The sequence below is a fragment of the Paenibacillus sp. CMM36 genome (assembly GCF_053570945.1).
The window spans coordinates 25,898-40,151 of the sequence record NZ_JBSEDY010000007.1 but is presented as its reverse complement, the minus strand read 5'-3'; the positions used below and the strand labels follow the sequence as shown (position 1 = coordinate 40,151).

At 40.6% G+C, this 14,254-nt stretch carries 9 protein-coding genes; all 9 read right to left on the bottom strand.

Annotation, left to right across the window (positions count from 1 at the left end; genetic code table 11):
• Positions 1-7: 7 nt before the first annotated feature.
• Positions 8-3,796, bottom strand: a complete 3,789-nt coding sequence (locus ACWA2B_RS15445; RefSeq protein ID WP_449292368.1) for a non-ribosomal peptide synthetase family protein — start codon at positions 3,794-3,796, stop codon at positions 8-10.
• 37 nt (positions 3,797-3,833) lie between these two features.
• Positions 3,834-7,205, bottom strand: a complete 3,372-nt coding sequence (locus ACWA2B_RS15440) for a condensation domain-containing protein (protein WP_318627547.1) — start codon at positions 7,203-7,205, stop codon at positions 3,834-3,836.
• Positions 7,206-7,445: 240 nt separating this feature from the next.
• Entirely contained in the window at positions 7,446-8,066 is a 621-nt protein-coding gene (loaP, locus tag ACWA2B_RS15435) for an antiterminator LoaP (protein ID WP_029514827.1), read from the bottom strand.
• 465 nt (positions 8,067-8,531) lie between these two features.
• Complete coding sequence (locus ACWA2B_RS15430) at positions 8,532-9,131, bottom strand: acyl-CoA-like ligand-binding transcription factor (protein ID WP_029514826.1); 600 nt, start codon at positions 9,129-9,131, stop codon at positions 8,532-8,534.
• 294 nt (positions 9,132-9,425) lie between these two features.
• Positions 9,426-11,783 (bottom strand): PEP/pyruvate-binding domain-containing protein, encoded by a 2,358-nt coding sequence (locus tag ACWA2B_RS15425; protein ID WP_449292367.1) that lies wholly within the window; start codon positions 11,781-11,783, stop codon positions 9,426-9,428.
• 392 nt (positions 11,784-12,175) lie between these two features.
• The gene (locus ACWA2B_RS15420) at positions 12,176-12,646 is read right to left on the bottom strand and encodes a hypothetical protein (protein WP_069012463.1); all 471 of its coding nucleotides are present in this window, start codon (positions 12,644-12,646) and stop codon (positions 12,176-12,178) included.
• A gap of 59 nt (positions 12,647-12,705) precedes the next feature.
• Positions 12,706-13,212, bottom strand: a complete 507-nt coding sequence (locus ACWA2B_RS15415; RefSeq protein ID WP_342434397.1) for a type 1 glutamine amidotransferase domain-containing protein — start codon at positions 13,210-13,212, stop codon at positions 12,706-12,708.
• A 224-nt stretch (positions 13,213-13,436) separates the two neighbouring features.
• The gene (locus ACWA2B_RS15410; protein WP_165150826.1) at positions 13,437-13,598 is read right to left on the bottom strand and encodes a hypothetical protein; all 162 of its coding nucleotides are present in this window, start codon (positions 13,596-13,598) and stop codon (positions 13,437-13,439) included.
• Between the two features lie 118 nt (positions 13,599-13,716).
• Positions 13,717-14,163 carry a D-aminoacyl-tRNA deacylase gene (dtd, locus tag ACWA2B_RS15405; RefSeq protein ID WP_029514820.1) on the bottom strand — a complete coding sequence of 149 codons (447 nt, stop codon included), beginning with the start codon at positions 14,161-14,163 and terminating at the stop codon, positions 13,717-13,719.
• Positions 14,164-14,254: the final 91 nt, after the last annotated feature.

Below are 14,254 nucleotides of genomic sequence, written 5' to 3'. Positions count from 1 at the left end.
ATAATTATCAGCTAAGGTAGCATTCGGTCTGTTGCTTCCCGATAGTTCCCCACTTAAATCCAAGACGGTCAAGTATGAGTTCTGTTCGGTCACATACACGTAAATAATTCAACCATTCAGTATTGCGGAGTAAAAAAAGATTGAGAATGACATTTATGACTTCTTTGCGAGTAGAAGGGTCATTAAACTTTTGAGTTATGATACGTATAAATAATTCATAGTCGACCAGTTCTATTTTTTCATTGATAGATTGTAGTTCTCTCCCCAACTGTCCCCAACTGATTCGATGAGGATTAAATACATGATGGTTTTGATTATGCAGAGCAGGCCGGTCGAATAGAGTAACAATAGCTTTGGCAGCTTGATCCACACCTGTCATATCCAATATTGGTTCATGCAAATCTGGAAACAGACCGATGTTATTCATTGCATTTACAAAAGAATAAAATGCGTTACTCTCCTTGTTAACCATAAACTTTCCTGTTTGAGTGTTATTATTAAGAGAATTTAAGCGATAAATTGTACAACTCAGTCCCCTATCTCTAGCGGTCCTCAACAGTGCTTCAGCTTCCATTTTACTTCTTAGAAAGTGATTATTAATATCCGCTCGAATAGGCCCTACCTCTTCAATATACTCGTCAAACAACTGAATATTACTTCCCGTACCGATGCTCATATTGGACGTAAAGTGGATGTCCTTGATATTCTTGAAAGCAGCAAAATGAAGTATGTGTCGAGTACCATCGATGTTCACTTTTTCAAATTCCGCTGCTGTGCCGTAATGTCTTGTCAGTGATGCCGTATGAATGATACAATCCACGTCCTCAGCCAATTTCTCATATTCTGTAGATTCCAATCCCAGATTCGATAGTGTTACATCACCGCAAACTACAGATACTCTTGCCCATCCTACTTCATGATGTCCTTCTAAAAAATAGTATTGAAATCTCTCTAGGAGATAGTCCTCTGATATTATTCGAGACTCACCTCTTACTAGAAGGGTAATTCGGGCATTCGATCTGTTGAGAAGCTCCTGTAGAAGATGTGTACCCAAAAAACCTGTACCACCTGTCAATAGAATATGCTTGTAGGACTTTTGCAGCGTGAGATCTCGATCCCGCCAAGCCTCCACTTTTGCTAGGTATGTCCGTAGTGCCTCCTCTCTTGATCCGAGTGACGCAACCATATCCACATCCGTATGAACAGCTGAAGGCTTCATCACCTCAAGCAAATGATGAAAATACCCTGCATGTTCAACCACGTGAAGAGACAGTTGAGCGATAGTCGGATAATCAAATAAGTCGTTAATGGAGATAGTGTATCTGTCACTCAGCAGTGCAACCATTTTGACCCCGGACAAGGAAGTTCCTCCAATTTGAAAAAAATTATCATCAATTCCTATCCGTTCAACTTCAAGCAATTGCTGCCATACTTCAACTAAAGCTCTCTGGATATTATTCATGGGTGCCCGGTAAAGTGTAGCTCCAGACAACTTCAGTTGATCCATGCTTGCCAAAGCAGATTTATCAATTTTTCCATTTACCGTCAGAGGTAGAGCAGACACCTGAGCATAGCGCACCGGAACCATATATTCAGGTACCTTCAGCTTCAAAAAGTCGTATAGGACGTTGAAGCTCAATTTATGATCGCTAATCAAATAAGCGACCAGTTCCCCAACACCATTGGGTCCTGGATTGACAAGCACAACCGCCTCACGAATATCTGGGTGAGAGATTAAAGCGGTTTCAACATCACTGGTTTCAATGCGGTATCCTCTTATTTTGACCTGACTATCAATCCGTCCCAGATACTGAATCTCCCCAGTGGGCAACCAACGTGCCAGATCGCCTGTCTTGTACATTCTTTGTCCCTCATACAACAAGTCTTCAATGAATTTCTCCTCGGTCAACCTTGGATTGTTCACATAGCCCCGCGCCACCCCGGTTCCGGCTATTACCAATTCGCCAATTGCACCGATCAGTTGCAACCGATTCTTTTCATCTACAATGTAGCATCTATAATGATCCAATGGGCGACCAATCGTGACTTGGGAAGCCTGATTCAATACAGCTGATGTCGCCAAACACGTCGCTTCCGTTGGTCCATAGACATTCACAATATAAGCTTTGGTCATTTGTTGAATCTCACGTAAAAAACCTATCTTCAATTCTTGACCGCCAATAAGAAACATTTTGATACGCTGCAGTGCTTTCGCAGACTCCTTGTGAAGCATCATCAGTTGCAGTCGCGAAGGTGTAATCATCATGACATCGATATGATGTTCTTCTACCAAACGCCCCAACTCAGCAGAATCTATATGTTCTCGTTCATTGGCAATAACGACTTGAATTCCCTTGAAAAGACCATACAAGGCCTCAGATATAAATAAATCAAAGGCTATACTGGCAGCATTAAGAATAACTTGAGGGGAAACAGGAGCGATTACTTCATCGATAGCATGTAGGAATCGGACGACAGAATTATGCTCAATTTCAACTCCCTTGGGTTTCCCGGTTGATCCAGATGTAAAAATGATATAGGCCAGCGATCCACCTGAGCTGATCATTAATAAGGGCTCTACTGCCATGACACTAAGATCATCTGTATCTACGCAGAAAACTCTTTCCAGCAATTCACATTTTGGCTTAATTCCCCGTAAAGCTTGCTTGTTAGCAGCTGTTGTTAGTGCAATGCGTACATTCCCTTCCCGAAGAATATCTGTCACACGTTCCAATGGAACAGCCGGGTCAATAGGAACAAACACGCCACTTGCCTTCCAAATCGCTAACATGGCTATATATACATAAGGTGATCTATTCATGTATACGGCAACTGCTTCTTCTGGGAGCAGTTGATGGTTTTTTACGAGATCAAAAGCCAAACGATCAGCCTGATCGTTGAGCTTTTGATACGTCCATTCTTGATGTTCAAAAATTAAAGCGGTTTTCTCAGGCTGTGCTCGAACCTGCTCATTGAATAATTGTTGAAATGTGCAAGCAGTACCGGATTGCAATTCTTGCGGCTTGTTAAATTGATACAGTAACTGATGACGATTGCTCTCAGAAAGAAGTTTAATATCTTCCAGAATTGTTTGCGTATCTTTCAATATACAGGCATAGTACAGAAACAATGCATCTGTTAGATGCTCTATCGTAGCGGCAGAAAACAATTGGGGAGAGTACTTAATTGTCAAAGATAATACTCCCTCAATCATATCAAAGTCAAAAATGATCTCCGAATGAATTTCATCTATGCTTTCCCTTGACTGAATGGGGTTAAATAACACAAGTGTTTTTATCTGCGGTCTGGTGTCATCCGAGTATACAATTCCAGCTCGCTGCGCTATAGCGTGGAACGATACATCCTGATGCCGGAATGCTTCTGTCATAGTTTCCTTCATTCCGTTGATCCAATCGCGGATCGTCATATCTGGGATAAGTTTGCTACGAAGCAAAACCCATGAGCTACCTGCCGGTTCACTTTCTTTCATTTTTAAAGCAGGTGTCCCCACAACTATATCCCGCAGGCCAGTATAGCGGGATAACAGATATTTTACGCCAGATACCAAAATCATAAAAACACCCAAATGAGAGTGCCGGGTCATCTCAAATAATCCAGTCTGTACTTCGCCAGAAAATAGACGAGTATTCAAAACTTTATTCGTCTTCAACTCTTGTCCAGTATAGTCATGAGGGAAGCCAGTCATGTCCAATTTTTTATCCAAAGTACGACTCCAAAATTCCAAGCCAACTCGATCTGCAGGTTGGTTTATTCCTTCTTTAGATATAGTCTCCATTGTTTACCCTCCTACTTGCCGATCCCAGATCAGCCATCTAAAACAAGAATTCAACATCTTCCACTATATTCACATTTTTGTGAAGACAAGGGTGCTTACCGATTGGAATATTCGGTTGGCAGATAAGCTGTGCCAAGATTTTCATGAATTCCTTCCCTAGTGTTTGCACGGTTTCTTGCTGGAACAACGAAGTGCTATACTCCCAGTTACATGAAATTCCCTCTACAGTCTCATGTACTTCCAAAGCAAGATCAACCAGAGAAACTCCGTTGTGATACGGATAATTGTATATATCATAAAACTCTGGACTTTTCAGAGAGGTGTACATGTTATGCAGAATAAATGCTACATCAAATAAAGGGTTACGGCTTCTATCTCTGTTCAGCTGTAGCATTGCCACCAAATCTTCAAATGGGTAGTCTTGATGCTCAAAACTTTGCAACGTATTTGTCCTAACCTGATTGATAAATTCATGGAACGTAATCTCTTTGCTGGAACAGTTACGCATGATTATGGTATGAACAAACATGCCAATTACAGGATCAACATCTCTATGAGGTCTTCCCTGTGATACAGAGCCGATGATAATGTCGTTTTGTCCAGTTTGTTTCTCTAACAGTAAATGATAGGCGGCGAGCAGCACAATATATATCGTTGAGTCTGTTTCCTTAGAAAAACGATATATGCTCTCTACTAACTCTGAATTCATTTGCAAACAGATTTGTGAACCTTGATAGGTTTTATGGGCTGGTCTTTCAAAATCTACAGGCAAATTCAATTGAGGGATTGGTGCAGCGCATTTGGATATCCAAAATTGCCGCATCTGTTCCTTCTCTGGAGAATGTTTTCGTTCATTTTGCCATACCACATAATCTCTAAATTGAACTGTAGGCGGCTCCAGCTCCTGATTTGATTTATAGAAGTGGATTAGCTCTTTGAAAAAAATCAATAGCGAAGTGCCATCAGAGATTAGATGATGGAAATCAAATACCAGCGCTTGTTTGCCATTTGTTAATTGAACTAGAGCTCCTCGTGCCAAAGGCGCCGTTCTCCAATTAAACGGGTTCGTGAATTTTTTCATCATCACTTTCAATTCATCTTCCTCTAATATTGAAGGATACATTTCCATTTCTATTCTCGCATCATCATGAATAATTTGGATCGGCTCTCCATCCATAACATCAAATGACGTCCGTAACGCCTCATGTCTTCTCACAATTCGATCAATAGCTATTTGTAGTCTGTTAAAGTCCATATTTCCGTCCACAATAAGGGCCAAAGGCTTGTTATACATCGTAAAATCAGGATTATACTGCATCATTACAAATATCCTGCTTTGGTCTGACGATAATGGATAATATGGTTTAACAGGGTGCTTTTTTATAGTGCTGAATGGACCAGGTACCATCCCTTCTGTATTCCTCAACAATTCAGTCAGTTGTGCAACAGACGGGTTTTTAAGCACATCCACATCTTTTAGATCGGTATGCAATATAGCATTCAATTCATTCACAATCTTGATAGCTGTAATAGAATCTCCACCTAATTCATAAAAATTGTCCGCCAATTTAATGTGAGAGAAGCCAAGGTATTTTTTAAATAATTCTAATATGATTACCTCTCTTTTCTCCCTTTCAGTGCCAATACTTTTTATGACTGGCGCGGACGAATCTATCCAACAACGCAGCTTTGAAAATGGATATACAGGCAGGCTGATCTTTTGATAATCACTATTTTTGTATATTTCATCCCAAACGAACTCTGCCCCTTGTGCATACAACTGACCAAGCTCGTTCATCGCTTTTTCACGCTCTTCATTTTTTTTCAAATATGTTTCCCTTACTTTCTCAATAACAGGTTGATGATTGTCCAACTCACTATAATATACCGCTGGTACATCCATCAGTTCTAAACTTGTTGTACATAATGCTGTCAGTTTATCTAGCATTTCCTCTTTATTCGAAGCTATAATAGCCAATCGATATCCAAAGTGTTTGCGACCAGCATTTGCGGTATAGCATAAATCACCTAACCGATATCCTTCAGATTGAGTCATCCACTCTTTGTAACTGTTTATTAACTCTAGCAAACTCGATTCGCTCTGAGCCGAAAGAGCCAACATCTCCCAATCTTGGCCTTTTTCCTCTGAGGGTGTCTTCAAGAAATTTTCTAAAATGACATGACAGTTGGCCCCTCCTCTAGAAAAGGAACTGATCCCGCACCGCAAAACTTCTTTTTTTGTCGAGAATTGGATAACATCGCTATAACATTCAGCAGAGTCATCTGGAGTGATATTAGCATCTCCCCATTGCTTGTATGCTCCTGACGGCAGTTCCTTATATTTTAAGGCCATAACAGCTTGCAATAGCCCTGCCAGACCAGAAGCATGATACAACTGTCCTATAGAGGATTTTACAGATCCCAAGAAAAGCTGACTCTGTGTTCCCCTCAAATGTGAAAATGCAGACTGTATCCCCTCTCTTTCCCTGACATATTCCAAGTTGTTTTCAATGTTATGTGTTTCTATAAATGAAATAGTTGAAGGATCGATACTTGCATTATTCCATGCTTGTACAAGCAAATCCTTATATGTACTGCTATCTCGTACTCGTCCATGATGATTCGTCGACGAGCCCTTTATAACAGCATGAATGTGATCTCCGTCCAGCATCGCCTTGTTTAAGGGCTTGATCAGGATTGCCATAACTCCTTCTCCATAATCTACTTGAGTATCGCCTGATTGTATTGGAAACAAATTAATGCGGGACGTCCCTATTAGTGCTTGTTCACACTCTCCCGCCCGTATCGATTGGCAAGCCTGATGTACTGCAACTAATGATGAAGCATCTGAAGCGTTGGTTACTACAGTGGGACCATGCCAATCCATGATATAAGCGATCCGACTAGGAATTAACGAAGATAAATTCTCCGTAACACATAGATCACCTAGGACAGGATTAACATCGGCGACCATCTGAGCATATGAATATTCCGGCAGATCACTTTCTCCGTAAAACACACCTGTTCTGGTTCCATACAATGAATCGCCACCGTACCCCGCATCTTCCAGCGTATGCCATACTACTTGCAACAACAAACGAAGAGAAGGGTCTATCACACATGCTTCTTCGAAAGAGATGGAAAAGAAAGGATAATCAAAATAATCAACGTTATACAAAAAGGCTTGGCGTGCAAATGAAATAGCTCTGTTTTCCTCTTTCCCCATGATCCAGTTTAAATAGGAATTCATATCCTGCTGTCGTTTTTCTGATAAATTATTGATAAACGCTTTCCCCTCTTTTTGATGATCCCAGAGCTGATCAATTGTAGCATCAGAGGCAAATATCCCAGATATCCCTATAATAGCGATATCATTTTGTTTTCTATGAGGATTTTCAGAACTCGACATGCACCTCAACATCTCCTTTTACTCAAAATATACGCTTCCTGATCAACCTATAAACATAATAAAAAGGATGCTTAGCATCCTCTGAATATGACCCTATATATTTAGAACTAATTAGAGAAGCCCTCTACATCAACTGTATTAATTTCGAAATGAACATAGCTTCGCCCACTCATCTATTTTTCAATAGACTACACACACAACTGCAATATGACCTCATCGCTACACCAATGTACCGAAGCATCAGTTGGCTTCACTCTGATTTTTTGGGGTAATGTTCATTTGGGCATTTTCCGATACTGAAACAATCTTAATTCCCACATCAATATATTTTTCTGCGCCATTCAGCCTCAAGATAATCCTCGCTCTTTTTTTCCGCGCATCAATCTTTTTTATTCTTTCTTCCTCACCCGTTAGCGGACCGTCACATACAACGGCCCTTGTATTTCTTAGATATAAAGACGAATATCCTATAATTTCATCTTTATCAATAAGTTGGAGAATAGGTCTCATTTCTTCGTCGTCAATTTTTGAGAACGAATAGGACTCAATTCTATCTTCCGGATTCACTCTTATTTCTTTAGACTCTATTTGATGATAACGATGGTTAAAATTATTTAGAAGTCGATAGCATTTAGGAAGCCGCCTAAGATCATTATAAGTTTTTGCATTCATCTCCGTATTTACAAATACATAACCTGGAAAAATCGTTCGACAAACTTCATAGATGTGGCCCTGTCTTTTCTCTAACAGCCTACGTTTGGGAACTATCGCATACATTGACGACGGATTGTAGAATTTACGTATCATCGCTCGAACCACATTTTCTTGTCCGGTTTCGACATGCAGCACATACCAGCTCATAATCGCTGTCAATCCCTTCTCAGTAGAGACGCAGAAATATTTCAATTTTAAATATTATATTTATTCCCTTTTATAGTTATATTATGAAGTAGATATTATCAAAAGGAAAAACATTAATCAACAACTAATTTCATACAAATTTCGACACCTATCTATTTTTTATCCAATTAAATCATTTCCTGATATCATACGGTATCATGAATATATAACAGCTTTACACTAATATCATTTGTTGAATTTATGCATTTAATTTTACTATACATAAAAATTATACGAACAGGATGGTCCATCACTACCATGAAAAAATCATAAATTGATATAATCAGTATATTTTATGTATTGTGAACCCAAACAAGCTGCCTCCGACCAGATACCGAAGACAGCTTACCGCTTGTTTATTTAATATTATGAAATGAGATTTAAGGAGGCAAACAGAAGCCTCTTCTTAAACATAGGCTCAATTGTTTATAGTGGAAGGCCAGTCTCCAAGAGATTTAATGCTTCAGATAATAATTCAGAAAAATTTTCAGTTGGATTTTCCGCATAATGCAACATAACAGATATGTTAACACCTATGACGGCGCCTGCAAAAGTTCGAATCTGCAAGTCTCCAGGATCTCGTCCCACCCGTTTGGAAACCATCTCAGCAATCATATGCATTGTATCAGTCAAATTATTCAAGGTTGCAGCCCGGAGTTCCGGTACTGACATCACGAGTTGGTTACGCTCACGTGTAGTAGACATTTCGTCGCCGGACATGTCAGACATGGTTGCTAACATAGCATTACGCACAGCTTGAAGTGGAGTTAAATGAGCTGGCTGTTCTTCAAATGCAGATATAAGCAGGGGATCATAGTTATCTGTAACAATCACATCCTCCTTGCTCGAAAAATAGCGAAAAAAGGTGCTTGGTGAAATCTCCGCTGCTTCTGCAATCTGTTCCACAGTAGTTTCGTTATATCCCAGTTCGCTGAATAGGCGTAACGCATGCATTTGAATCGATGCAATGGTTTTTGCTTTTTTTCGCTCCCTCAGCCCAAGATTTTGCTGGTGTTCAAGTGACATTTGTTTCACTCCTCAATAGATTGCTCATTCAAGTTTCACTCCTCATCGAGCAATTTGCTTCAGCATATATTTTTGACCACATGCACACTATTGCCCGATTTTGCGTTTACACTCAGTTTATCATGATCCTTTGTACTTCACGATACCCAGGATTGTATTATTCCTGACTGTAAAGCAATACATCAAAACTTGAAACCACTCCAATATCAGCTTTTATAGGCGAATATGCGGCGTACAGAAGCTGATAGGTTGAATCAGGTTGGTTCTATTGAGAAATTCAAAAAATTTATCTCCTCACCTCGTTAGTACAATTCCCTGCCCACCATCAACAATAACCCTGTCGCCGGTTTTCATTCTTGTAGTAGCATTTCCACATCCTACAACAGCTGGTATGCCTAGCTCTCTGGCTACAATAGCAGCATGAGAGAGTGGTGCTCCTATATCTGTTACAATCGCAGCTGCTTTTGGAAAAAGTGGAGTCCAGCCTACATTCGTTGTCGAGGTCACCAGTATTTCACCAGGAAGGAGCTGGTGTCCATCCTCAGGATTCCTCAGTACACGTACAGTCCCCTCAATTCTACCTGCCGCTCCAGCAACTCCTTCAATGATTTCGGAATGGATAGAGCTATCTAATGGTATATATGGATCATAATAATCTACTCTGCGATTGGGATCCTCCATCCATTGTAAAGGTTCAAATCGCCCACGTATAATCGAGGGGAACGCAGGCAGTTGCTTATATTTTAAATAGTTCACTTTTCTGGTCGAGATTCTCTCCTCAATAACACTTCCTCCTGCAAGCCAGCCCAATATCTCATCTACATATAAAAAAAATACATCTTCTCCTATGCCAATCAACTCGCCTGCTTTCAGCGCGAAAGAGCGATTTAATCTGAAGACACGCGTCCATTCCGAACGAACAGCTTCCCTTAAATGCGGTCCTTCAGAAATTTTTGCTATGACACGTTTCAACTTATTTATCTTGTATGGAAAACGCTGCTCCAATCTTCTCCAAACCACTTCATTTTGTTCACGTTGTTTATACAATAAATCGTCAACATTTATTCCAGATTTCTTTGTTTCTTGGATTTGCTTTTCCAGCCAACTCGGTTCTTCTCTTGGATCAGGTATCGATAGCTCAAACTCATGTGGGCCTCGATGTCCATATTCCAATAGATAATCCTCCTGACTCATTTCACCTTTCACGACTGAAGATATACCAACAACAGGTCCCAAGCTGGCCAAACCTGTACTTCCGCTCAGATTAGATAGAAGTACACTAGCATCATCACGTCCAAGCCATTTCTCCAACTTTTCCTTCAATCGAACAAAATTTTGCATCTTGCTACTAGGTCCTTCCAGTGCAATCCACATCGCTTCAATATTTTTAGGCCAAAGCTGCTCACGCCATAATGTAATCAATTCTTCCTTGGACTGGACATTGCCAATTAACTCTTCCGTTTGAGTGCACCAGGCCGCTGTTTCTTTTATGTGCTGTGGTAATAATTTCATCGCTTTTCGGGTCTGTTTAAAAGCATACAGCATCTTGGGGAGCATTATTTTAATGAGCTCTTTCCTAGAAAACGAATATATAGGAATTTGGATTTCATCTGGAATTTCCCCAAAAACATTGCTCATTTTTTTTAATATTGACTTTTTATTCCACCCAAATGCAAAAAAAACGGACAATGGTACACTCACATTGGAGTATACTCTTCCACAGATATTACCAGACATTAAATAATGACCAGGAATCACATTATGTTCTTCGTCCAAAGCACGAATAATAGACCAACTTAAGGGAGTAACAACATCTGAAATGGATTCACCTACATTAGTATTCGTCCAAAGAAAATCACCTGATAAAGAATCATTCCATTCAAATGTATCCATATTTCCAGGGCTTAAAGTAGTAACAGGTCGTGCTTGTAAAAAAAAGAGTTGGCCATTGGCAATGGCCCATTCAATATCCTGTGGTTCTCCCATCGCTTTTTCCAGACGGGAAGCATACCAATATAGCTTTTTGATATAAGGAAGTAATTCTTTTGGCCCTTTATATCGACCTGAGGGTTTAAATAAGGAGAAAACACGAGCATTTCCTTTACCAGATACCAGTTGCTCCCCTAACCCGAACACAAAATTTCCAGACATTACTGAACGATTGCCCGTAATAGGGTCTGCTGTAAAAAGAACACCCGAGATTTCAGAAGGAACCATGATTTGGACTACAATCGCCATTTGGTGTGCTTCTTCAAAACCCTTAACTGCACTGTATGCCCGCACCCTCTCACTGTATTGAGAATGGTGAACCACATACAAGGCTTTCAGAACGTCCTCGTTTGTTTGTACTTCTAAGACACTTTCAAACTCTCCTGCAAAAGAAGCTAAGGCTGAATCCTCGCTCAAGGCTGAAGACCTTACTGCAAATGAGACATTAGGGTAATCCTTACGAAGCTTTTCCAAATACCTGATCATTTCTTTCCATGTCTTTTCCTTAAGTTTTTCCCCTTGAAAGGCCTGTGGAAAAACAATAAAACCATTAGGAATCGGATAACCAGCTTGAAGCATCCTAGCAAGCATCCCTCCTTTGCCTCCGGTCCATTTCCGCAGCTCAGGAGTTATCTCTGCAAACCATTTTATTTCATTACCCATTTTGACACTTCCTAACTTTTTCAGTTGTAATATTTCGGTCCCGTAATTGGAAATGGGTATATTTATTGTTTATATTTTTATTATTTCGGGACTTAGTATCTTTTTACACTTTATACAAAAAGACAGTCAGTGTCAAATTAAATAATCTTTCACTTTTTTTGTATCCTGTATCGTTAGCCTCATAGCAACTTACTGTACAAATAAGTCCTAAAAAAGAAAATAGCCTGCGGAAACGGTCCGCAGGCTCAAAAAGATATATCAAAAGGGGGTCATGCTGTTATTATAAACTGCTAATATTAAGGAATGATGTTTCGAATATTACAATTGTATTACAGTCACTCTTTTGTAGCTAAATTCTCAAGTATCGACAATCTTGTGCCGTGCTCTCAACTTTAATCCAACTGCGATACATATCCACGATTGGAACGCAGCTTATAAATGACCTCATCATAATCGGCATCATTCACCTTTGCAGATAATACATACCGTAATTCATCTTGATCACCGTTAATATACACATCTGTTGCACGGAGCAACCCTCCGTCATGATTCGTTGTTCCGCTCCGATCTTCATCCAGATCCCTTTGGGCTGAGCCAGAGTTAATCTGGCCATCCTTCACATCTGGTAAAATATTCTCGCCATAAGCACCCGCCGCAGGGATTGCCGCACCCGCTGAGCCTCCTGTGCTCACAGAGCCAGTATTGTTATAAGGGACCAACGGAATTAAAACCCTCGTCTCCCGACCGAGCGTCTCATCCAGAGCACCTACTTCCAAATGTTCAGTTCTATAAGCCTGAAGCGAAGCTCTAGCGCCCTCAGCTTCATCTTCTGTGCGAAAATAAGCCTGAATCTGTTTAGCCATATCAAATCCTCCTCGTTAGGGAATTGTACTGGCATAAATCTAGGAAGCATTCACGGAAATTACAATGCCTTTAACAACTCACGCACAAAAGCGGGCTCATCCTTAGGGGTCCGAGACGTAATAAAGTTACCGTCCACAACCGCCTCTCGATCCTCAAAATAAGCACCCGCATTAATCAAGTCATCTTTCAATGGAGGATAAGCTGTAATCGTCCGGCCTTGTAACAAATCGGCACTCGCCAAAATTTGTGGCCCGTGACAGATAGCGCCAATCGTTTTTTTGGACTCATTAATTTCAGTTACAAATTTCAGAACATTTGCATCCAAACGGAGATTTTCCGGAGATGATCCACCAGGAATAACAACTGCATCATAATCACTTGATTTCACATCTGCAATGGCTTTTTCAATAGTATAGCTTACTTTACCTTGCTTACCGCTCACTTTCTCACCTTGCTTCAGCCCAACAATATCCGCCTCATGTCCAGCCTTTTTTAATTCATCATAAGGTACCTTCATTTCGGAATCTTCAAATTGGTCAGCCAATAAAAATGCAATTTTACTCATGAATGTTCAGATCTCCTTTCCGGTTATCCCTGATACAAGTTTAAAATTAAGTTTATTTTTCTACCACGATTTGTTATTACCCGCTTGATCTGTTTTTATAACAATTCGCAGCGGTGGAAAAGAAAAAGGAGCCTTTCGGCTCCTACACTAATTCAATACTACATATTTTATTTTGACCTCTTTGAGCTTCGGGTAGCACCTCATTAACGCTCCATTTAACCCAATTACCTGCGCGGCAAAGCGCCGCGTCCTGGCTTGTCTATGGCTGTTGCAACATGCTGTAATAACGTATCAGCATTACGAGTAAGGCTGATTGCCTCCTGCATACTACCGGGAAAAAGCAGCATAGTGCTTCGATGCCCGTCCATTTTTGGGGTTTGACGCATAACTTCGTCTCTCCTGTCACCCTTAGGCTATCCGCCTGGCTAATCACCAATCGGGATGACATTATGGTCCCTCTGAACAGCTATTTTATTCTACTCAGACCACGCCGTGAATGTATAGTCACGAACGTTCGCTATCCAAAATCAGTGTGACTGGGCCCCAGTTCGTCAATGAAACATCCATCATAGCCCCAAAAATTCCCGTTTCTACCTTCAGGCCCTTGGCTCGAAGCTGACTGTTGAAGAAATCATACAGCTTCTCCGCTTCCTCAGGTTTGGCCGCCCCCATAAAGTTAGGCCTTCTTCCTTTACGGCAGTCACCATACAACGTAAATTGAGAGACAGACAAAATGGCTCCACCGACATCCAGAACGCTGTCATTCATTTTGCCTTCAGCATCATCAAATATACGTAATCCCGCCGTTTTATCCGCCAAATAAACGGCATCGGCTGCTGTATCTCCCTGACCAATACCAACCAGCAGCATTAATCCGGTTCCAATCTTGCCAACCACCTTTTGATTCACCGTTACCTGAGCGTCTTTACAGCGCTGAATAATGATCTTCATCGACTATCCGATATCTCCTTTAACCTTCCCTTTTAAAAGGTGCTCACAGACGTACTACGGCTCTTTTAGCAGCCTATGGGTCTTTCTACCC